We start from the raw sequence: 23584 nt of genomic DNA, 5'->3' as shown, positions 1-23584 counted from the left end.
TCCTACAATCGAATTGACTGCTTAGCATCAAATGCATAAATTACTTTTTCATGCACGCTGATTTTTAAAATCTCCTCTAACGCTCTCTTATATAATGAAAGTTGAACTTCATATCGATCAACCATTTCTGCTTGCAATCCTTCAATTGTTTTCATCCTTGGCAGAATACGATCTGTTTTATAATCGAGTAAAATCCACTGTCCATTTGAATCCTTTAGTAAACAGTCCACTACCCCTTGTACAATTTGTGTGTCACTCTCGCTGTCCTCAAGACTAATTGTAAATGGCATTTCACGGTGTAATTCTTGCGCATTCATGAATCGATGCCCAATCTCTGTTTCAAAAAATGCTACAACTTTAGATGCTTGTACTGCAGTGCCTTCTTCTTCTGTTAAAAGTTGACGATCCACTAATATTTTCACAAATTGACGTACCGCTTCTTCATCATGCAACCCCTCTTGAGGAATATGTTGCATAACTGTATGCATAGCCGTACCAATTTCTCCGGCTGTTAATGAACGTTGTTGTAAAAATGCAGGTCTTGTTGCTACTCTTTGCTGATTTGATGAGACTTTAGTAAAGTACTCTGGTTCTTCTTGTGATTCTAGATGTTGCAAACGCTTCAACTCACTTACAGATGTTTTGGATCGTTTTGTAATAGCGTGTTCAAAGGCATACGGTGTATCAAATCGATTTTGAATTTCCTTTAAAATTGCTTCATCAACTTGTGGTTCTTCTTGTACAAGTTCTTCCTCTATAGTTATCTCATCATTTATAGATTTGAAATCATCTGTATCAATTACAGTAAGTTTCCAATGGGATAATTCCTTAACACTTTCTCCATTACCCTCAAAATCTGGATGACTTGCAAATGCTGGCCCAATCCAATCCAAATAGTTTTTCGCACTTGCCCGAATATAATCCGGAAGCATTCCATCCGGATGAAGTCGCTTTGCATCAACCCAATTTTTTTGAGTTTTTTCCCAATCTTTCACCGTACCAACTAGATATAGCTTTTCTTTTGCTCGCGTCATCGCAACATACAAAATACGCATTTCTTCCGATTTCATTTCTAGTGTCTTCTTTTCAACCATTGCCAAAAATGGGAAAGACGTATATTGAATCCTCTTTTCCGGGTCTATCATTTTAACCGCCAATCCAAATTCTTGGTCAAATAGATATGGTAAATGGAAGTCCATTTTGTTGAATTCTCTACCCATTCCTGCAACAAATACAAATGGGAATTCTAAACCTTTAGAGGAGTGAATTGTCATTAGACGCACAACATTTTCTTTTTCACTTATTGCACGAGCAGCACCCAAATCATCTCCTCTTAAACGCATCCGCTCTACAAATCTCAAAAAGCGGAATAATCCTCGGAAAGATGTTTTTTCGTAGGCATTTGCTCGATCATGTAAGGCACGTAAATTAGCTTGACGCTGCTTACCATTTATCATGGCACCGACCATTTCATAATAATTTGTGTCCATATATACTCGCCAGACTAAATCAGCCAATGAACCACGTCTAGCTAAATCGCGCCAATCTTCAAGTTGTAACAAGAATCGTTGTAATTTCTCAGCTGTTGCTGATTTTAGTCCTGTTCCTTCGTTTCGAACGAATTGTTTTAATGCATCATAAAAGGCCGCTTTTGGATCTGCTAAACGAATACTTGCTAATTCATTTTCTGTTAAACCTACAAACGGTGCTCTTAATACTGACGCAAATGGAATATCTTGATATGGATTGTCGATGATTTTCAATGTATTTAACATGATCATCACTTCAAGTGCTTCAAAATAACCTTTTGAAATTTCCGCATAAAGTGGAATACCAGCTGTTTTAAACTCTTCCACAATATCAACAGACCAAGTCATGGATCGCATCAAAATGACAAAATCTCGATATTCGACGGATCTTTCTTTTTTCTCCCATGGATCATAAACAACCATATTCGAATCCATTATGTGGCGAATCTCTTTAATAATATATCTGGCTTCTTGTTGCGATTTTTTCAAGTCTTCCTCATCTAATAGTTCAGAATCTGTTTGTTCTTCCTCTTTTTCAGCTGTATGTAATATTGCCAATTCAAGAGGCATCTCTTTTTCATCGTAAGGAGCTTTAGGCTTTAAAGCGGCTGCTTCATCATAAGCAACTTCACCGACTTCTTCTCCCATTACTTGTTGGAAAACATAATTCGTACCATGCAATACTTCCGGTCGACTACGAAAGTTCGCATTTAAGTCGATTCGTAACCCTGTATCAGTTGGATTTTCATTGTACTTTAAATACTTATGCAAAAATAACGTTGGTTCAGCTAAACGGAATCGATAAATAGATTGTTTCACATCCCCAACCATAAACATATTACCGTTTGATGCATTTCCACTTTTCACAAGTTGCAAAATGGTTTCTTGCAAGCGATTCGTATCTTGGTATTCATCGACTAAAACTTCTTTAAAATGTGCACGATAATCAAGTGCTACAGAAGATGGTACAAGCTCACCGTCTATTTCATCCGTTAAAATAGATAAGGCAAAGTGCTCTAAATCTGAAAAATCAACTACCCCTTTTGCACTCTTAGCCTTGCCATATTGCTCACTGAATTGAATAGCTAGTTCTACCAATGTTTCAACCATTGGTTTCATCAAACGAATTTCTTCTAATAGCCTCTCAGGAGTTCGTTTAAAATAAGTTTCGATGGGTTTTTCAAACAGTTCTTTCGCTTGTTTTCGTTTTGCTTTCGCAAGTTCTAGTAACTCTTCATCACAGCTACCCTTTTTCTGCGATTTTGCCCGATCTAATTTCGCAGACTGGAAAAAAGTATAGGCTTCAGCCCAACTACGTTCTGTTATGAATCCTTTTGCTTCTTGGAACAGGATTAGATCTTTCTGCGCAGTTTCTCCATAAGCAAATGGTCCATCAGCTTGTAAAGAAAGTCCACATACCTCTTCAATTAAAGCAATCGCTCCATCAATACTGTGTAAAATAGCCCTCTTAATATGTGTAGTCATTTCTAAATCGTCAATTGTAGTATTTTCATCAATTGAATAATGATCTGGTAAAGAGCGAAGCCATTTTATTGGTTCAGGATTTACTCTAGACATTTCATAAAGCTTATTGAGTAGCACTTCAATCGCTTGGTCATCACGGTCAGAAGTGAAACTATCAACTAAACGATAGATATCTTCTACATTTTCTCCATCGTAAGCTGTCTCTAATACTTCTGCTAATGTATCATCCTTTAATAAAGCAGCTTCTGTTTCATCTGCAATTCTAAAGCCTGGATCGATATCTAATAAGTAAGCAAATTGACGCACAATATTTAAGCAAAATGAATGCAATGTTGATATTTGTGCTTTATTGATCAAGCTAAGCTGTCTACGTAAATGCTTGGATTGCGGATTTTTACTAATTTCTTTTTCTAAAGCATTCGCCATCCGATGGCGCATTTCAGCGGCTGAAGCGTTTGTAAACGTTACAACTAGAAGCTGATCAACATCTATTGGGTCTGTAGTAGAAATGACTTTTTCAATCATTCTATTTATAAGAACAGCTGTTTTCCCTGAACCTGCAGCAGCAGAAACCAATATATCTTTCCCTGATGCCCAGATAGCTTTCCATTGTTCATCTGTCCAAGTCGCATCTTCTGGTTTCTTAGGAATCTGAATCATCTGTGCCAGCCTCCTTACGAATTTTATCGATGATTTCTCCTGATTTTTCTACATGTAGTTGACGATAATGTTGATTGGTATCCGTAGTATCAAATTGACAAACGCTCTTATATGAACAGAATTCACATGCTGTTCGTTGATTCATTTTAAATGGACTAATGTCTGTACATCCCTCTAATATCTCCTCTCCAGCTCTTTTATGCTTATTGCGAACAAAGTTTGTTAAGGACTGCATATCTTTCGGTGCAATAACAGATGATAGATTAGGAGATGTATTCCCGTCCTTCTTCATATAAATTGGAACTACTTGAGAGTAACCTCCACTCTCTGATAATTGGTCATCCATTGCTATAATCGAGTCATAATCATCTAACAATAATCCGCGCATTTTAAAACCTTTCAACCGCTCTTTCTCTGCTTCTTCTATAGACAAACTATTATTTGTACTTAGCATTGGATTATGGACATGGATATAGAGCACACCACCTGCTTCAGCATGAATCGGTAGCCATTCTTCAGAATTTGTTATAGCAACATCTAAATACGTCAACATTTGTAATGACAATCCATTGTAAACATCATTCAAATCTAATTTATGTGCAGATGATTTATAGTCTACTATACGAATATAGGGTTTACCATTAACCATTGTCGCATCTACTCTGTCGATTCGGCCACGCATTTGCATTTTTTTATGATCTTTTAGTTGGATTACAAGCGGCGGTAATGGATCTCCGGGTCCAAATGCAGCTTCGACAGCAATAGGCTTAAACCCTGAAACCCTCGAATGTTGACTTAGTGATTGCAGTGTACGTTGCACAATATAAGTAAGTTTGCGTTGAATATAACGGTAACGTGCTGTACTCAAAAGGATTTGATGGTATAGAAGTGGCGATATCGCTTCCACTGCTTGCTTTGCTAATAATGTACACTGTTCATTTGATAGCTGTGCCCATGTGATTTTCAAACGATCTGTCTCTTCCCCAATCCATTTTAAAGCCGCATGGAATAAATCTCCTATTGTTGGAGTTTCCAATCGATATTCTGGTCTTTCTTCTAAATGCAAACCATATGAAGAAAAATGAGCAAATGGGCAACGATAGAATTTTTCGATACGAGAAACGCTAGAAGTCATCGTAGATCCATATAATGCTTCTGTAATTTCAGGTGTTAGATTTTCTGCTTTATTATGCGTTTTCAACGGTCGCATTAAACGCTCTAAAACAGTATTCCAATATGGATCGTCTTCATAATAACGTTTTAAAGCAAGCCACTCTTCCCCTAGTTCATGGTCTTCCTGATGTAAACGAAGTTGCTTCATTAAATAAGCTAAAGAAGTTCTAGGATGAACAATGTAAGGAAGTGCACTTTGCTCATTTGTCGATTCACTAGGATCGACTAAAGCAACCGTTTTCTTAATATTTTTTAATTGATCTTCCAAACGTTTTATATATAACGAAGGTAATAGAGCTTTACTTTCTTCATCAGCAATCGCATACGACACGATTAGTCGATCAGATTGCATTGTAAAAGCATGGTATGTGATGAATTCTTCTTCTAATAATCGTGTTTTTGAAGTAGGTGCGATTTCATAACCAATTTGCGTAAACCATTCACGTTCGTTGTCTCCTAATAACCCCTCATAATCAATACGTTTCGGATAGACACCTTCATTTACGCCGATTACGAATACTGCTTTTGACTTAGTTAGACGTGCAATATCCGATGTTGCAACGGTTACTTGGTCAAGTGAAGGAGGGATTCGAGAAAATTCCAATGTATCAAAGCCCTCATCTAAAATTTCGAACGCTTCCTCTACTGTCATTTTTTGATCGCCGAATAGCATGACAAACTGATCTAATATTTCTACCCACTTGTTCCAAGCTTGCTCATGCTCACTTGCTTCTAGCAGACGACCTTTCTCAATTTCACGATCTTTCAATGCTTGTAGCTTATCAAAAACTTCCAACTTTTCTATAAAAGAATATAAAGCTGTGGCAATATCTACACCAGTTGAAGCACCTTTTAATTGATCTTCGAAAGCTTTTAAGGGTTCTCTTATTTGCGCTCGTACTGCTTCAATTTCTTTTTGGTAAGCTCTCTCTTCATCTGTTTGATTCTTTGAATATAATTCTAAACCTCGATATTTTTTATATAACCAGCGATTTTCTTCAAACCAACGTTTTCCATATATTCCTTGAGCTAATACGAAGTTTTCAAGTATATCTGCTCTTTCCCTCCAAATTTGAATATCTGAAGTTATTGGGAAGAATAAGTCAGTTTTAATTGCACGAAAAATAGGTTCATACTTCCAATCAGATTGAATTATTTCTAATGCTGAACGGCTTAACTCAATAAGTGGATGATGAAGCATTGTTTTTTTCTGACTGACGAAGAAGGGAATATCATATTGTGGGAAAGTTGTTGAAATCAGTGGATCATAAACATCTGCCTGACGATATAAAATGGCAATATCACGATAACGCAGCTGATCATTACGGGTTAATTCTTTAATTTTTCTTGCAATAGCATGAATTTCTGAACGTCGATTGGCTGCTTCAATAATTTCTACACTGCCATCACTTTCTTGTTGAATTGGCGAGAATACTTCAAACTGACTTTCAATATAGCGTAAATCAGCTGTATTAAATCGATGTTGCTGTGTGCAATGAGCTATTGGTTCGACTTCAATGCCATTCTCAAATGCTAACTCTTTTAATCTTGCGCATGTTCGTGCTGATTGATAAAACAAAGATTGTTCATCATCTGCATCCGCTTCTGCTTCCATTGGTAAAACAACGGTAACACGATTTGCTACCTTTAATAGTTCTTGAACTAACTCAAATTCCCTAGTCGTAAAAGCTGTAAATCCATCTATATAAATATCTGCTTTTCGAATTATTTTAGAATTTACTAACTGTGTAGTTAGTAGAGGATAATATCCTTCACTATCTACATATGTAGTTCCCAAGGATTCTTCGATTACTTGAACAAGGAGATGCAAGTCATGGACTTTATCTCGTAAAGTTTGAGGAGCTTCAACTTGTTCTAAATTTTCTTCTAGATTCATTAGTGCTGCACTATCTAAACTATATCTGCTGAATTCTTTTAATAATGATTCCATTTCAGCTGTGAATCCACGCTTATCCGCAGCTTTTCGAAACAAAGTAAATTCTTCTTTATGGTGATCTAGTAGCTTCCTAATAAGCATTCGATAACCAAAACCATTCACTTCTTTACGACTAATTCCACCTGTTTCTTGCAAAACACGCCACGCTAAACGCTTAAAAGTAGTGACTTGTGCTCGTATTAATCCTTTTACGTTGTAATCATGCGTCATATCATATTCCACAGAAAATGACATTTGATCTGGAACGATTAAAAAAATAGGCGAACCAATCGTTCTCTTTTGAACCTCAGCAGCGATTTCTTGCTGTATAAGTGTTGATTTCCCCGTCCCTGAACGTCCTGTTACAATACGTAGCGACATCTTTAATCCTCCTCACTTACATTTATGTGTTCTATTGAACTTTTTTATTTTTCGAAAATTCTCTCATATCTCGTTCTACTTTTTCATTCATTTTAGCTTCCACTTGCTTTCCTCCCCACCATAACAAGATCAGAATGATAATGATCAGGCATGTCCTAATTGGATTCGTAACCAAAGCTCGTAAATCAGAGCCAATCCAACTGATGATAAAAATCATCACAAATTTAGCCAACATAATCGTAATGAGGTATCTTTTTTTCTTCAAACTAGATAACCCTGCCACTATATTGACAAGTGCTGAAGGGGTAAACGGGAAACATAATAAGATGAATAATGGGGTAAACCCTTGATATTCAACCCAATGGATTAATTTTTTCACTGTATTTCTTTCTGTAACGAAACGTAAAATTCTACTTTTACCAAATTTACGTATAATTAAAAATACACAATACGAACCTAATACGGCACCGACCCATGAGAATAGGAAACCCCACCACAAACCATAAGCACTGGCATTAGCTACTACAAATGCTGCTAATGGCAAAAATGGCAAAAACGATTCCAAAATTGGTAATGCAATGGCCAATAGAGTACCAATTAAGCGGTATTGATGTGCTAGTGACTGAAAATTTTCAATGGATAACCAATCTGGCACTCCAATTGCCTCCTTTTAATCTTTCCTTTTTTAACTTTTCCGATTATATTTCTCTTCAGTTAATAGGAGCGATTCAAACACCTATAAGTTGCGCAAAAGTACAGCATTCTACATAGTTCAAAAAATAACCACTTTCTATAACATGCTAGTTCTTTCCATACATTATACAATAGTTCCATTATTCTTTAGTGTAGTATGAACTATTTTTCTTCATGATTTTTTATTGATTATTCGTGTGTGAAGAACATGTGACAGATAAAGCTAAAAGTAACATGATCTTACAAAAAAAGCCTGTCACAATTAAGGACAGGCTTCTTCTATTTCAGTTATTATGTCGATTCATCATCTTTGTTGTATACCAGAAACCAATTGTTAGCGAAATTGCATCCACTACATACAATATAGGCGGATGTGTGTAGCCTGCATAAACTGACGCCGCCATTAATGCTACTGAAAGGGCTAAACCCACATAATTTTTAAACGTAATTCGCGTAAATAATATAACCAATAAGCCAGGAAGTATAAGCGCCATTAAAAATTTTATCACCGACATACAATCATTCCCTATCGTACAACAAGTAAGCCGATTCTAAAATGGTCATGACGATAAATGACATGTTGTCTTAGACGAACTTCACCATCTTGATCAAGCACTTCTAGTCGACAATGTGCAGCATTAATTTGCAAAGCCTCATACAGTTCCTCTTCTGTTTTAACAGGAATACCATTTACTTTACGAATACATTCCCCTACTTGAATACCCATTGCTTCTGCTGGTGAATCTGGCAAGACACCTGCTACCATAACTCCTGTATCTTGTGGAGTCACAGCATACTTACCATGTCGTTCACTAATTGAGTAAATAATCGAAATCAATGCCCGTCCAACAATTGCGACACAAACTGCTGCGATCCCCATAATCGGGAAGAAATAAGCAACAATTGCTTCTGCTAATACAAGGAAGCCTAACATTTCTATCGTTTTACCTAATTGTGGATAGAAATGTACTGGAAGCATTTTACGTGAACGTTGTTGAAATCCAATCACAAATGGAACTAGAATCAATGAAAATGAATCACTACCTAGTGGAATCTGTGGCCAATATGGAATATATTCTTGAATCGCTCCAGTTGGTAACACAAAGAATATTGGCAGTAGCCATAAACGTTTTGCAAGATAGATAACAGATGGTAATCCACGCTCAGTTTTTAAAATTTTGGGAGATGCAAGTTTTGCTGCATTTTTTTTAATTAAATAACCTTCTGCAATAAGTAAAAGACCAATCATAACTGGTATCGTTACCAGCATACCTACATGCATTGAAGCACTCGTAACATCCCAATTCAAGAAATGCCATGAACCATCAGTTATATATGTATACCACAAAATGATAAAAGCGATTCCTAAAGGATATGCTGCAGATGCTAGATGATAATAGAATGTTAGTAAGCATAAGACACCTACAGCAGCACTTAAAACGAGAAATTGAATTGGAACAACCAAACCAACTGCAATACTAATAATCGAAATGACTAATCCAAGTAACCAGCCTTCTTTTATCATTAAAATTGTCTCAGACCAGCCCCAGAAAATTCGTATATTAAAAGATTTTCTCTCTCCTTTTACACGACGATAGCCGATTAAGATCGAGAAAATGATAGCAACATATAATAACGGATTTAAAAAGAAACGGCCGATGCCTTTTAAGAGTTCCATGACAATGTCTAAATACATAGTTCGCATCACCTTTCAATTTTTGCTATGAATAGTATTGTCTCTTCATTGTATCAAACAGCCGTTTGAAAACGAAGTCTTTTTCGGCCTATACGCCAAATAGATTTCGCCTATTATTTTAATTGGTGATTGATATAACCGATCGCCATTTGTAGTTGCAAATCATTTTCCTGATTCTCTCTAAACTTCACCATTTCTTCGTGTAATGCAAAAAGGAATTTTTCATCCATTTTATTTCCATTAGTGAGCATATGTTTTTTACTATATTCTTCTACTGCCTTTGCCGTTGTTCTGTCAAAATAGCCATCCACTCTACTAATTGAAAACCCTTGAGCTTTTAGAACTTCCTGAACGGATTGAATACTTTCCGAAAAATCTCCTTCTTTAAAATTCCCCGTCATTGGTGGAAATTTCATATTGAATAATGGGTTTTGTTCTACTTCTAATGTTGCTTTGATTCCCTTGCCATGAATCCATTCACGTTTTGGAGTTAACCATTTATGTGTTGAAAGTTTAAGCTCACCACCGTTAGATAGTGGCCATGTTTCTTGAACCGTTCCTTTTCCAAAGCTTTTCACACCAATAATAGAAGCACGGTTTAAATCTTTTAATGCTGCACTTAAAACTTCGCTCGCAGAAGCACTACCTTCATCTTGTAATAATACAACAGGTAGCGTCTTTAATCTTTCATCATACTTAAATGCCATTCTTTTTTTCGTTACTTGTAAAGGTTGCTGGTTTCCTACTGCATTTTCCATATAAGCATAGGTTGTATTGGGTTGTACCAAACTTCCAATCACTTGCTCCACGCTTTTCAAATAACCACCCGGATTACTACGAACGTCTATTATTAAGGCAGAAATTTGTTGTTTCAAAAGCTCTTCGGTATTCTTATACCACTCTTCTGCTGTCTTCTCTCCGAATACTGTCATCGAAATATAACCGATTTTTTTGCTGTCTGAAACCAATATTTTACTCTTAACCGACGTCTGGGTGATTGCAGCCCTCGTCATATTTAACTCCACATGACGATTTTCTGAAGGTCTATAAACTGTCATCTTTAGGTTTGTACCTGCTTCCCCTCTAATAAGGGCTAATAATTCTGTTAATGTTTTACCATCGGTACGTTCACCGTTCACTTGTACAATTTCATCATATGGTTTTAACCCTGCCTTTTCAGCTGGAGAATCTTTCACCGGTGATACGATGATAAAACGTCCTTGACTTACAGTAATCTCTGCGCCAATTCCTACCCTTTCATCTGACAATTGTTCCCTATGCAACTTTGCCTCTTCCTTCGTATAGTACGTACTATACGGATCTTTTAGTGCACCAGCCATCCCATTGATAGCTCCTTCTACAAGCTGTTTTTCTGTCGTTTCATGGACAGACTCTTTGCGAATTAGCTCGTAAGCTTCTCCTACAGATTTCAATACTCCTCGTTCTTCTTTTACTACCGCGTCTGTTTTCTGGTACTTCACAAAAGCGAATGCCCCTACACATAATACAAAAACCATACATAAATAAAGCCACCATTTTCGCATTTATCTCGTCCCTCCCATATCCATCTAATATATGAATAGGAAACGAAATTTAAAACCCGAAAATGGTGGACAGAACATTATTATTTTAAGGTAGCGATAGTTTGAGACATCATATCTTGATCCATTGGTCCAACAACCTTTTTTTGAATCCTACCATTTTTATCGATAAAGAATGTTGTAGGAATTGTGACAATTTCATATTGTTTTTGTTGCTTCCCATCTTCATCCAATAAAACTGGATATGTTATTTCATATGATTTCACAAAGTCTCGAATATAATCTTCATCTTTATCCGATTTTGTTAAATTTACAGCAAGAATTTCCACACCATCATCTTTTGCCTGTTTTTTATAATATTTTTCCATATGAGGAATTTCCGCTTTACAAGGCGGACACCAAGTTGCCCAGAAATTTAGAATAACCTTTTTTCCTCGATAATCTGAGAGTTGTACTTCTTTACCATCTAATGTTTTCAGTTTAAAATTCGGCGCTGTTTGGTTTATTGCTAAACCGCTATTTTTCTCGACTTTAGCTGAGACTTGAGTAGATGATGTATCGACTTTTTGGCCTTCTTCTACCTTTGATTTCACAAAATTCGTTAGTGCAATAGCGATTAATGCTACGATTAGTAGCAAACCAAATATTTTCTTTTTCAACTTTGTAGCCTCCTAGATTGCAATATACAGACAATGAAATTTCAAACAGAGGGTCGTCCTTCTCCCCGATGTTTGTTAGTTGAATCAATTGGACTTCTGTGAGACAGTTGTATTCCACCTAAGTTTTATCTATCTTAAATTACTTAGTTTTAGGGAATTTACTGCTTATTAAAGTGAGATTAAATAAGCCGAGCATTGTTGTCACCAGTACAGACAATTGCCAAATGCCTAATGGCTGTAATGTAGCAACAAATGCATGTGTACAAAGAAATAGAAGTAACAATTGCTTATGCCAAGTAAAATCAGCTTTTCTTTTCCATAATGCTAGCATAATCCAACATGTAAAGCTCGTGATTGTAAGTACTCTTTGCCATAGTGCAGCATCATTTAGAAAAGTCATCAATATTTGATACATACTGGAACAAAGAATACTTGTGACAAATACCGCTTGTAAATATTCGACTTTAAAACTACTTTGGCGTAATTTATACCAAAGTTTAATGCATATAAACAATATACCTAGTACAAATCCAATCATACCACCATTAAAATATAATATTGTCAGTGGATGCTTAATAACCATTGAAAAGTCTGTGACAATGACACTAAATTTCCATATTAATATGAGTTGCAAAGCTACATCAGAAAAAATAGATGCAATCTCTTTACTATATAATATCCATAATAATAGTCCCATTAGAACAAAACTTATGAATAGAGCAACCCATGAAGATGACATCGTAAGTGCTCTGATGCTATACCATTCAGTTACTTGCATTTATTTCCACCTCCATGTTCGAATTGCACATACCCTATACCGTATATTAAATTAGAAGGTCATACAAAACAAGCTTTTAGCTAGATATCTTCCTATCCTGCTGCCCACAAATGATTTTATGGTGAATTAGGTACCTTCCCTTTATAAAATATCGAGTTCGCAAATGCAATTTAAAGTCATGAATAAATACAATAAAATCACTCTAATCAACATTGCAAACAATTTGACGTTTCTCTATTTCTCATTTCATAAAAAAAAGCTACTGAAGAATAATCTTCAATAGCTCAAACTAACTACTATAAGGAAATATATCTTAATGGATTAATAGCTCCTACACTTTGGCCCTTCCATGCTGTTGTATGAATTTCAAAGTGCAGATGACTGCCATATGCCCGACCAGTTTGGCCCATATAACCAATAACTTGTCCTTTTTTCACAGATTGTCCTACAGTAGATTTATATCCACTTAAATGTGCATAGACTGTCGTAAATGTATGTCCGTTAATAGAATGTGTGATCATGATAACATTTCCATATGTAGATAATGGGCTAGCACGGAACACTACTCCATCAGCTGCTGCTACAATCGGTGTGCCCTGCTTATTGGCTAAATCAACTCCATAGTGGAATTCAGGTCCGAAGCCAATATTACGCCATCCAAAACCAGATGTTAGGGTCCCGTTTGTAGGTTTTGTCCAAGTACCACTTGCTACTTCTGGAATATCCCCTGTTTCACCTTCGTTTGATACTGTTGTTACGTTAGAGCTTTTTGCCGCAGCTTCTGCTTGCTGACGAGCAATTTTAGCTAAACGTTCTTGTTCTTTTGCAATATCTTTTTCGACTTCTTTGCTAATATTAATTGCTTCTGAGTATTCTTTTTCTAATAACTTCTTCTCTGATTTTAATTTACTTTGTTCAGCTTCTAATTTATCGATTAATTGATCTTTATCCTTTTTCTTTGCGTCTAATGATCTGCGTAATGAAGTGAGTTTATCACGATCGATTTCTTGTTTATGTAACTTTTCATCTAACGTTACCTTTTGTTCTTCTAGCTTTTTCTTGTCATTACTTTGCTCTTGGATAATCAGGCGATCTGCTTCCAATAATGTATTAACTGCTGAAATACGATCAATAAAATCAGTAAAACTATTTGCTTTCAGTAGCACATCTACATATCCTACTGAACCACCATTCTCTTGAATTGCTCTAGCACGATCTTGTAGTAGATCATCACGTTCATTAATTTTCTTTTCTAAGTCAGCAATAGATGCTTTCAAAGCATTAATTTCTGACGTTGTATGATCAATTTTCTCTAAAGCGACTGTAATTTCTTTATCTGTTTTCAGGATTTTTTTATCAAGCTTTGATATTTGCTCCATAATGCCATCCATATTTGATTGATTATTGTTAATCTTTGTTGATTTTTTCTGAATATCAGAATTTAATTCAGACGTTTTTTGATTTAATTTTTGTTGTTTATCTTTTAAATGATTGATAGATTCGGCACTAACATTTACAGACGGCATGAACAATGTAAGTGCTAGTGTTGTGGCAATTGCGCTCGTTAAACTTTTTGCTTTCTTGTTCAACTGGTGAACCCCCTTATCTCTATCGAATATTATATTTTCAAGAATTTTCGTACTGACATAAAACTTCCCCAAATACCTATAACGACACCCATCAATAATATTAATAAATCTACTTCAAAGATGAATGGTGTTACATCTAGCAATTGGAAGATTTCTCCTTTCATTTTCGGAGCAATTACACTATAAAGTTGTGAATATAAAATAGTGACAACCGCAATTGGTATAATAGCCCCTAATAATCCTAGCCACATACCTTCTAAAACAAATGGAATACGTACAAACCAGTTTGTTGCCCCTACTAATTTCATAATCTCAATTTCTTTTCTTCTTGCTGTAATCGTAATTTTAATTGTATTGGAGATTAAGAACATCGCAGTAAGAAGCAATGCGATAATTAATACAATCCCAACATTTCTACTAATATTTAAAAAATTAAATAGCTTTTCAATTTTACCTTTTCCATACAACACTTCATAAGTATTATCTAAAGCATCAATTTTTTTAGCTACTGTCGCTGTTTGTTGAGGATTTTCTGCTTTTACATAAAGAACATTTCTTAATGGATTACTTTGTTTGAATAAGCTTAAATCTTCACCAAAATCTTTGACTAAACCGTTTAATTCTTGTTCTTTCGATGAATATTTCATCGACTCTACACCTGGCATGTCCTTAATTTGCTGTTGCAAGGTTGTTTCAGCTTTTGAGTCAGCTTGTAAATCAATGAGAACTTTGATTTCTACATCATTCTCTACATCAGTAGCAACCTTGTTTAAATTCATCATGATTACCATAAATACGCCAACTAATAATAATGTAACGGTTACTGCACTTACAGATGCGAAAGTCATCCAACCATTTCGCCCAATCGATTTGAAACTTTCTCTTACGTGACGACTTATGGTGCTAGATTTCATAACCGTAGTCACCTCCATGTTCATCACGAACAATTAGACCGCCTTCAATTGCCACAACGCGGCGTCTCATGTTATTTACAATTTCTCTATTATGCGTTGCCATAATAATTGTTGTTCCACGGGCATTTATTTCTTCAAATAAATTCATAATATCCCAAGAAGTATCTGGATCTAAATTCCCTGTCGGTTCATCAGCAATAACCACTTTTGGTACATTAACAATGGAGCGTGCAATTGATACACGTTGTTGTTCGCCCCCTGATAATTCATCAGGAAACATTCTTGCTTTCTTTTTTAAACCAACTAAATCCAACACGTCCAGAACGCGCTTACGAATTTTTGTCGGATTCTCTTCAATCACTTCAAGTGCAAATGCGACATTTTCATACACATTTAATCTCGGTAAAAGTTTGAAATCTTGGAAAACAACACCTATCTGTCTTCTTAAGTAAGGTACTTCCTTATTCTTTAATGACGACAAATTCATTCCATTGACAATAATTTCTCCTGATGTTGCTTTTTCTTCACGATACATCATTTTAATAAATGTCGATTTACCTGCACCACTAGGACCCACGATATAGACAAATTCTCCCTGGTTAATTTTTATATTAAGTCCATTAATCGCAACAATTCCATTTGGGTACTTTTTATAGACATTCTTCATCTCTATCATTTTTTTACCACCTATTTTATAGTAAAACTTAACCAATTTTAGTTAAGACCATTATAACATTGTACTAGTTTTCTATCATTACAGTTTTATTTCAAATCATTAAATATATTTAAATGTGTTTATTTGATGAAAAATAATTGTTTTGCATGAAATTTGTCTGTAATCTATCTAGCTACTCGCACGCCTCTCAATGATTCACATGATAAAAATTCGATAACCGTTGGCACAAGTGGAAGCGGAAATAGGCAATCTTCTACTATTCATCCCAAATTTCGAAAGCTAAAAAAAAAACCGGAGAGAAAATCTCCCCGGTTTTTGTCTAAACTCTTTGATTATAAATTATATCTAACAATAACTGAACCTGTCTTTGTTTCTCCATCAATGACTAAAGTTGATGCATCCTCAATCTTTTTAGAGAACTGAACAGATTTTTGTAAAAATTGACTTTGTTCATTTAAGCGCTGTATATCTGGTAATCGAACATCCATCTTTCCTAGATTAGATGAAACTTCCCCTTGTAAAGAGACTGTACTTGGTATATAGATTTCTACAGTACCCGCTACTGTTTGTGCTTTAATGCTCTTTGCTTCTTGAGAACGAGTTGTAACTACCACATGTCCATTAGCAGATTCTGCTTCGATTTCACTAATAGCACCATCAACATAAATACGACCATTAACTGTTTCTGCTTCTAGTTCATCGCCGGCTACATCACGAACTTCAATCGCACCATTCGCTGTTTCCAAATCCACCCTTCTAAAATTAAAGGATTTACAGTCTATTCTGCCATTCATCGTTTTCACTTTCAATTTTTCAATATTAATATTTCCTGTACTGAACCCACCATTAAATTGATGGATTGTTACCGTATTATAATTTGTTTGAGGAATATATAAAGTAACGTCAACACGGATTTTCTTTGTTGTACTAATCACTCGTAACGTCCCATTGTCATTCTTACAAACAAAATGATCTCGGAATTCTTTTTCTAGATCATCACTTATCTTGACAAACGAAGGTCTCGCTTTATATACAGCTCTTGCCGTACCATCTATTGACGGTTTCACTTCAACATTGCCATTTGGAATGTCTATACTTATATTTGAAAAATCCGTTGTTTCAATTATTTCTTCTTTTTCGAAGACATTAGGATCAATAAATGACTTATCAAAGTCAAATTCTTTTACCTTCGTGACAGCAGTATTCATTAAATCAACAAATTTTGAACTGAATTGTGTAAAATCCCTTTTCAAATCTTCAAAGAATGTTTCATCGATTCCCTTTGAAGATTGATATTGTTTAGATGATTGCCCTTGTTCTTGCCAAGAATATTGTTCATCATTTGTTTGCGAATACGATTGGGATTGTTGATTTGTTTCTTTTGTATTTGATTGGGTTTGTTCATATTTTGATTGCGTATTTGTATTGTCTAAGCTATCTTGATGCTGATTTTCCATTGATTGTGTAGATGATTGTTCCAGTTTTTCTAATAATACTATCGCTTCTTGAGCTGTAATGGTGCCTTTTTCAACTAAATCTAAAATGCGTTTGCGTTCATCTTGCATTTAAATGGCCTCCTTGTTCGTATTACTAATAGTTACGAATTGCCCGAAAAAAAGTTTCATTTTATTCTATTTGAATCAAATCCATTTTTGGTGTTTAACTACGAACTTTTTAACACATTGGCTTCCCACTACTCATGATGTGGAATTAGCTTCGCTTTCCGTGGGCGAGCGTTGAGGCAACTGAAAAAGTGGTGTAACACAAATATTTATAGTATATATCCGCTATTGAATGAAGTGGAATTAGCTCCGCTTTCCGTGGGCGAACTGACGAGCCTCCTCGCTGCGCTGTGGGGTCTCGTCTAGCTCGTTTTCCCACAGGAGTCTCCGCTAATTCCACTTCAACAAAGATAGCTATACTAGATTTTCAATATAAATTTTCATCTATTTTTACTTTTCCGGTGCCTTCACTAAATTCCTGCGGGGCTTTCAGCTCAAGCTTTTCCTGTAGGACTATGAATGTACATCGCACGAAGGAAATGCGAATGCATTTTCGAAGACTCGCCGTCGAAAGCTTTGAATGAACAAAATTGGATATCATTAAATGTAATATGGATTTTGCATTATGAAATTGATCCTATTCCACTTGATTTACTAATTGCTTAAGAGTAACTTCAGTCAATGGAGATGTATTATCAAAGACGATGACAATATTTTGTTCAAATAAATCTGCATCTGTATAAACCGGTAAGCGTTTTGCTACATAACTTTCCCAGTCTTTTTCATATTGGAGATAGGCTTCTGGATGATGAAACATAAATCTTCTTTTTTCTTCTTCTACATTTGGAATCGAAATTTCGACATGATGAATATTGGTGACATTTGGTTCACCAACTTCTACAAAATGTGCATCACTATAATAAGTAGACACTTCAAGAACGACATCTAATCCCAATTCAAGTTGATCTCTTATTAATTGACGTAGTGCTTGAACTTGTAATTCCGTCATTTGACGTACCTTCATCACAGTCGCAAAATCGGTTCCTGAAATATCATATGCATTAATAATTTCTTCCATAAGTACATCTGTTGTTTTGGGACTATCAATAAAGACAGCTCCTAATTCTTTAGCAAGTGCCTTTCCGACAGTTGTTTTCCCGACACTATTGTATCCTGAAACAATAATTAGCTTTGCCACTTGGCATTACATCCCTTTTATATTTCATACTTATACTTACTATCCTGAATTGCTTCAAATGCATTTCGCAGAAATATCAATACATTTGCTCCTGCGCTGCTTTGCTTGCTCGTCGCAGAAATATCAATACTTTGCTCCTGCGCCGCTTTGCTTGCTCGTTGCAGAAAAAATAGTTGCCTTGGCAACTATTTTTTGGCACCTGCAACTGCTTCTTCCATACGATCACGGTCTCGTTGTAATATTCTTTTCAGGTAAAAGCCCGTATAAGAGCAATCTGTTTCAGCTACTTCTTCCGGTGTACCTTTGGCAATGACTGTACCACCTTTGTCGCCACCTTCTGGTCCCATATCAATGATGTAATCTACTGTTTTAATAACATCTAAATTATGTTCAATCACTAATACGGTATCACCATTGTCAACTAAACGTTGTAAAACCTTCAGTAAACGCGAAATGTCTTCTGCATGCAGACCTGTTGTTGGTTCATCTAAAATATAAATAGATTTACCGTTGGAACGTTTATGCAATTCAGATGCTAATTTTACACGTTGTGCTTCCCCACCAGATAAAGTAGTAGCAGGTTGTCCTAATTTTATATACCCCAAACCTACATCGACAATCGTTTGCAATTTCCGTGCAATTTTCGGGATATTTTTGAAAAATTCCAATGCATTCTCAACGGTCATTTCTAATACATCTGAAATGCTCTTTTCTTTATATTTTACTTCTAATGTCTCGCGATTATAACGTTTTCCATGACACACTTCACATGGTACGTAAACGTCAGGTAAAAAATGCATCTCAATTTTAATAATACCGTCACCACGACAAGCTTCGCAGCGACCACCTTTGACATTAAAACTAAACCGTCCTTTTTTATAACCACGTATTTTTGCTTCGTTGGTTACAGCAAAGACATCCCGAATGTCATCAAAAACACCTGTATAAGTGGCTGGATTTGAGCGTGGTGTTCTACCAATCGGCGATTGATCGATATCGATTATCTTTTCTAATTGTTCAATTCCTTCAATTTCTTTCACTTCACCAGGTTTTACTTTTGAACGATTTAACTTTTGCGCTAATGATTTGTAAAGTACTTCGTTTACTAAAGTACTTTTTCCAGATCCTGAAACACCAGTAACTGCAGTGAAGACTCCTAACGGAATATCAACTTTTACATTTTTTAAATTATTTTCTTTCGCACCTTTAATTTTGAGGAAACGGCCATCTGGTTTTCTTCGCTCTATTGGAAGTGGGATAAATTTACGTCCACTTAAATATTGACCTGTCAGCGAATTTTTATTTTTCATTACTTGCTGTGGCGTACCAGCTGCGACAATTTCACCGCCATGTACACCCGCACCAGGACCAACATCAATTAAGTAATCAGCCGCAAGCATCGTGTCTTCATCATGTTCTACGACGATTAGTGTGTTTCCAAGGTCGCGCATACTTTGTAATGTCGCAATCAATCTGTCATTATCACGTTGATGTAGTCCAATTGATGGTTCATCTAAAATATAGAGAACTCCAGTTAAACGCGATCCAATTTGAGTCGCTAAACGAATACGTTGTGCTTCCCCACCTGATAAAGTACCAGCTGCTCGATTTAATGTTAAATAATCGAGGCCAACATTTATTAAAAAGCTAAGTCGCTCTTGTATTTCTCTTAATATAAGACGCGCAATTTGCATATCTTTTTCTGATAGTTTGAGCTCTTGGAAAAATGTGTAGGCTTCTTTAATAGAGAATTTTGTCACTTCGCCAATATGCTTCCCATCAATTTTCACAGCCAATGTTTCTGGCTTTAAACGATGACCATGACAAGATGGACAAGGTTGTTGTGCCATATACTTTTCCATTTGCTCGCGAATATAGTCGGAAGAAGTCTCACGAAAACGGCGTTCTACATTGCTTAATACACCTTCAAATTGAATATCTTGATCGCGAATATTTCCAAAATCATTTTCATAATGGAAATGAATCACTTCATCTCCTGATCCATGTAGAATTTTGTCCATTTGGTCTTTTGGAATATTTTTTACAGATATATTCATATCAATTCCGTAATGGTCACATATAGACTTTAATAATTGTGGATAGAATTGAGAACTAACTGGATTCCATGGTACGATCGCGCCATCATTTAGCGTTACATCCCAATCTGGAATGACCATTGTTTCATCTACTTCAAGTTTTGTACCAAGTCCATCACACTGCGGACAAGCGCCAAAAGGACTGTTGAAAGAAAACATGCGAGGTTCTAATTCTTCAATCGAAAATCCACAAATAGGACAAGCATGATGTTCACTGAATAACAATTCTTCATGTCCCATCACATCAACCATCACACGGCCTTCTGCTAATCTTAAAGCTGTTTCTAATGAGTCACTTAAACGTGACTCTACTCCTTCTTTTAAAACAACACGGTCAATGACCACTTCAATATTATGTTTTTTATTTTTTTCTAATTCGATATTATCATCTAAATCACGCAGCTCTCCATCAATTCGTGCACGGACATAGCCTTGTTTCTTCAAGTCTTCTAACAATTTTACATGAGTACCTTTTCGTCCCGATACCATCGGCGCTAACAACTGTAGCTTTGTACGTTCAGGATATTGCACAATTCGGTCGACCATTTGTTCAACAGTTTGAGACGTAATTTCAATGCCATGATTAGGGCAAATTGGTTTTCCAATACGCGCATAAAGTAAACGTAAATAATCATAGATTTCTGTCACAGTACCAACTGTTGAACGAGGGTTACGACTTGTTGTTTTTTGGTCAATTGAAATTGCTGGTGATAGTCCTTCAATGGCATCTACATCTGGTTTATCCATCTGTCCTAAAAATTGTCTTGCATAGGCAGAAAGTGATTCCACATAGCGTCTTTGCCCTTCCGCATAAATCGTATCAAATGCAAGTGACGATTTACCAGAACCTGAAAGCCCAGTCATGACAACTAATTGATCTCGCGGAATTTTTACATTAATATTTTTTAAATTATTAGCACGTGCTCCTTGTACAACGATTTCTTGATTTTTCAAACTGCTCATCCTTCCGCTTTCAATTCCAAAATAGTATCTCGAAGTTCAGCCGCACGTTCGAAATCAAGCGCTTTTGCTGCATCCTTCATTTCTTTCTCTAGTGATTCTAGTAATGTTGTCTTTTCTACCTTCGTTAATTTCTTACCATTCGTCACTTTTGTTAGATAAGATTCTGGTTCTTCTGCTGCTTGTGTTGCACGTATAACGTCACGAATTTCTTTTTGAATCGTTTTTGGTGTAATACCATGTTCTTTATTGTAAGCCATTTGTATTTCTCGACGACGGTTTGTTTCCTCAATTGCCTTCGTCATGGAATCCGTCATACGATCTGCGTACATAATGACATGTCCATTGGCATTACGAGCCGCACGTCCAATTGTTTGGATTAGTGAACGTTCAGATCGTAAAAAGCCTTCCTTATCTGCATCTAAAATTGTCACTAGCGAAACCTCCGGAATATCTAATCCCTCACGCAATAAATTGATACCGATTAAGACATCATACGTACCTATTCGTAATTCCCGAATGATTTCGATACGTTCTAACGTTTTAACTTCAGAGTGTAAATACTGAACTTTAATGCCTATTTCTTTTAAGTAATCGGTTAAATCCTCTGACATTTTCTTCGTTAAAGTCGTTACTAGTACACGTTCATTACGTTCTACGCGTAATTGAATTTCATCAATTAAGTTATCAATTTGACCTTCAATTGGACGCACTTCAATTTTAGGATCCAATAAACCTGTTGGACGAATGATTTGTTCAACCATTTCAGGAGTATGTTCCAATTCATAAGGTCCTGGTGTTGCCGAGACATAAATGGCGTTATGAATATGTTTCTCAAATTCTTCAAATTTTAACGGTCTATTATCAAGTGCAGATGGTAAACGGAAACCATGTTCTACTAAGACATTTTTTCGCGCTTGGTCCCCATTATACATACCTCGGATTTGTGGTAATGTAACATGACTTTCATCGACTATTAATAAAAAATCTTCCGGGAAATAGTCTAGTAATGTGTATGGTGTTACCCCTGCTGGTCTTAACGTTAAGGGACGTGAATAGTTTTCGATTCCTGAGCAGAAGCCCATTTCACGCATCATTTCTAAATCATAATTCGTTCTTTGTTCTAATCGTTGTGCTTCTAACAATTTATCTTCTGAGCGAAATTTTTTTAGTTGATCTTGTAATTCATCTTCTATATTATCGATCGCTTTCAACATTTTTTCTTCGCGTGTTACGAAGTGGGAAGCTGGGAAAATTGCTATATGCTCACGGTCACCCAATACCTCACCTGTAATTGCATCTACTTCACGAATGCGATCCACTTCATCACCAAAGAACTCAATACGAATACAGCGTTCATCACGAGATGCTGGGAAGATTTCAACCACATCTCCACGCACTCTAAACTTACCACGAGTAAAATTAATGTCGTTTCGTTCATATTGGATATCTACTAATTTTCGCAATAGCTGATTACGTTCAATTTCCATACCTGCTCGAATGGATACAACCATTTCTCGATATTCCTCTGGATTACCTAAACCATAAATACAAGAAACAGATGCGATGATAATTACATCATCTCGTTCAAACAAAGCAGATGTTGCAGAGTGTCGTAGCTTATCAATCTCGTCATTAATGCTGGAGTCTTTTTCAATATAGGTATCTGTTTGTGGCACATATGCTTCCGGCTGATAATAATCATAGTAACTTACAAAATACTCAACTGCATTATTTGGGAAAAATTCTTTGAATTCACTGTATAGTTGTCCTGCAAGCGTCTTATTATGAGCAATTACAAGTGTTGGCTTTTTTACTTCTTTAATCACATTAGAAACGGTAAATGTTTTTCCTGTTCCTGTTGCCCCAAGTAATGTTTGATGTTGCTTACCTTGTTTTACACCTTCAACAAGTTCTTGAATAGCGGTTGGTTGGTCTCCGCTGGGCTTGTAGGGTGAATGCAAATCAAATTCCTGCTCCATTATTTTGTCCTCCTCGTTCGTCGCAATCTAGTAGCTATATTTTAACATAGCTGTTAGAAAATATCGAGAAAAACGCGAACGTACGTTTTAGATAGTTATATAAAAAAAACCGCTCTGATTGAACGGTATTTAATCT

General features: G+C 36.0%; 15 protein-coding genes. All 15 read right to left on the bottom strand.

All coding sequences use genetic code 11. The features are described 5' to 3' along the window. Positions 1-2 precede the first annotated feature (2 nt). On the bottom strand, positions 3-3674 hold the full coding sequence (gene addA / locus Q8X41_RS16200; RefSeq protein ID WP_397537274.1) for a helicase-exonuclease AddAB subunit AddA: 3672 nt from the start codon (positions 3672-3674) through the stop codon (positions 3-5). Next, entirely contained in the window at positions 3658-7164 is a 3507-nt protein-coding gene (gene addB / locus Q8X41_RS16195) for a helicase-exonuclease AddAB subunit AddB (RefSeq protein WP_397537273.1), read from the bottom strand. Before addB ends, addA begins: the two co-directional genes overlap by 17 nt. A gap of 31 nt (positions 7165-7195) precedes the next feature. Beyond that, positions 7196-7819, bottom strand: a complete 624-nt coding sequence (locus Q8X41_RS16190) for a TVP38/TMEM64 family protein (RefSeq protein ID WP_397537272.1) — start codon at positions 7817-7819, stop codon at positions 7196-7198. Between the two features lie 322 nt (positions 7820-8141). Then, complete coding sequence (locus Q8X41_RS16185; RefSeq protein ID WP_397537271.1) at positions 8142-8372, bottom strand: CsbA family protein; 231 nt, start codon at positions 8370-8372, stop codon at positions 8142-8144. A gap of 11 nt (positions 8373-8383) precedes the next feature. Then, the gene (locus Q8X41_RS16180; protein ID WP_397537270.1) at positions 8384-9553 is read right to left on the bottom strand and encodes a PDZ domain-containing protein; all 1170 of its coding nucleotides are present in this window, start codon (positions 9551-9553) and stop codon (positions 8384-8386) included. Between the two features lie 113 nt (positions 9554-9666). Then, positions 9667-11097: a S41 family peptidase gene (locus Q8X41_RS16175; protein WP_397537269.1), complete on the bottom strand. Its 1431-nt coding sequence runs from the start codon at positions 11095-11097 to the stop codon at positions 9667-9669. An 80-nt stretch (positions 11098-11177) separates the two neighbouring features. After that, positions 11178-11753, bottom strand: a complete 576-nt coding sequence (locus tag Q8X41_RS16170; protein ID WP_397537268.1) for a TlpA disulfide reductase family protein — start codon at positions 11751-11753, stop codon at positions 11178-11180. Between the two features lie 139 nt (positions 11754-11892). After that, positions 11893-12531, bottom strand: coding sequence for a hypothetical protein (locus Q8X41_RS16165; RefSeq protein WP_397537267.1), 639 nt, complete (start codon positions 12529-12531; stop codon positions 11893-11895). A gap of 296 nt (positions 12532-12827) precedes the next feature. Further along, positions 12828-14120 (bottom strand): murein hydrolase activator EnvC family protein, encoded by a 1293-nt coding sequence (locus Q8X41_RS16160; RefSeq protein WP_397537266.1) that lies wholly within the window; start codon positions 14118-14120, stop codon positions 12828-12830. 29 nt (positions 14121-14149) lie between these two features. Continuing rightward, on the bottom strand, positions 14150-15034 hold the full coding sequence (ftsX, locus tag Q8X41_RS16155) for a permease-like cell division protein FtsX (protein WP_397537265.1): 885 nt from the start codon (positions 15032-15034) through the stop codon (positions 14150-14152). After that, positions 15024-15710, bottom strand: a complete 687-nt coding sequence (gene ftsE / locus Q8X41_RS16150) for a cell division ATP-binding protein FtsE (RefSeq protein ID WP_397537264.1) — start codon at positions 15708-15710, stop codon at positions 15024-15026. Before ftsE ends, ftsX begins: the two co-directional genes overlap by 11 nt. Before the next feature lie 332 nt (positions 15711-16042). Next, positions 16043-17275, bottom strand: a complete 1233-nt coding sequence (locus tag Q8X41_RS16145; RefSeq protein ID WP_397537263.1) for a DUF4097 family beta strand repeat-containing protein — start codon at positions 17273-17275, stop codon at positions 16043-16045. A gap of 574 nt (positions 17276-17849) precedes the next feature. Continuing rightward, on the bottom strand, positions 17850-18410 hold the full coding sequence (locus Q8X41_RS16140) for an AAA family ATPase (RefSeq protein WP_397537262.1): 561 nt from the start codon (positions 18408-18410) through the stop codon (positions 17850-17852). Between the two features lie 185 nt (positions 18411-18595). Further along, entirely contained in the window at positions 18596-21469 is a 2874-nt protein-coding gene (gene uvrA, locus Q8X41_RS16135; protein WP_397537261.1) for an excinuclease ABC subunit UvrA, read from the bottom strand. Next, on the bottom strand, positions 21466-23448 hold the full coding sequence (gene uvrB / locus Q8X41_RS16130; RefSeq protein WP_397537260.1) for an excinuclease ABC subunit UvrB: 1983 nt from the start codon (positions 23446-23448) through the stop codon (positions 21466-21468). The genes uvrA and uvrB overlap by 4 nt, the downstream gene beginning before the upstream one ends. Positions 23449-23584 lie beyond the last annotated feature (136 nt).

It is taken from the genome of Rummeliibacillus pycnus, from assembly GCF_044359855.1.
GTDB lineage: Bacteria > Bacillota > Bacilli > Bacillales_A > Planococcaceae > Rummeliibacillus > Rummeliibacillus pycnus_A.
This window is presented reverse-complemented; position numbering and strand designations above follow the sequence as displayed.

Bases quoted from the DNA above. Each gene is read 5' to 3' on its own strand.
- Q8X41_RS16175 (WP_397537269.1), bottom strand. From the start codon at position 11,097: ATGCGAAAATGGTGGCTTTATTTATGTATGGTTTTTGTATTATGTGTA.
- Q8X41_RS16185 (WP_397537271.1), bottom strand. From the start codon at position 8,372: ATGTCGGTGATAAAATTTTTAATGGCGCTTATACTTCCTGGCTTATTG.
- Q8X41_RS16165 (WP_397537267.1), bottom strand. From the start codon at position 12,531: ATGCAAGTAACTGAATGGTATAGCATCAGAGCACTTACGATGTCATCT.
- addA (WP_397537274.1), bottom strand. From the start codon at position 3,674: ATGATTCAGATTCCTAAGAAACCAGAAGATGCGACTTGGACAGATGAA.
- addB (WP_397537273.1), bottom strand. From the start codon at position 7,164: ATGTCGCTACGTATTGTAACAGGACGTTCAGGGACGGGGAAATCAACA.
- Q8X41_RS16145 (WP_397537263.1), bottom strand. From the start codon at position 17,275: ATGCAAGATGAACGCAAACGCATTTTAGATTTAGTTGAAAAAGGCACC.
- ftsX (WP_397537265.1), bottom strand. From the start codon at position 15,034: ATGAAATCTAGCACCATAAGTCGTCACGTAAGAGAAAGTTTCAAATCG.
- ftsE (WP_397537264.1), bottom strand. From the start codon at position 15,710: ATGATAGAGATGAAGAATGTCTATAAAAAGTACCCAAATGGAATTGTT.
- Q8X41_RS16180 (WP_397537270.1), bottom strand. From the start codon at position 9,553: ATGTATTTAGACATTGTCATGGAACTCTTAAAAGGCATCGGCCGTTTC.
- uvrA (WP_397537261.1), bottom strand. From the start codon at position 21,469: ATGAGCAGTTTGAAAAATCAAGAAATCGTTGTACAAGGAGCACGTGCT.
- uvrB (WP_397537260.1), bottom strand. From the start codon at position 23,448: ATGGAGCAGGAATTTGATTTGCATTCACCCTACAAGCCCAGCGGAGAC.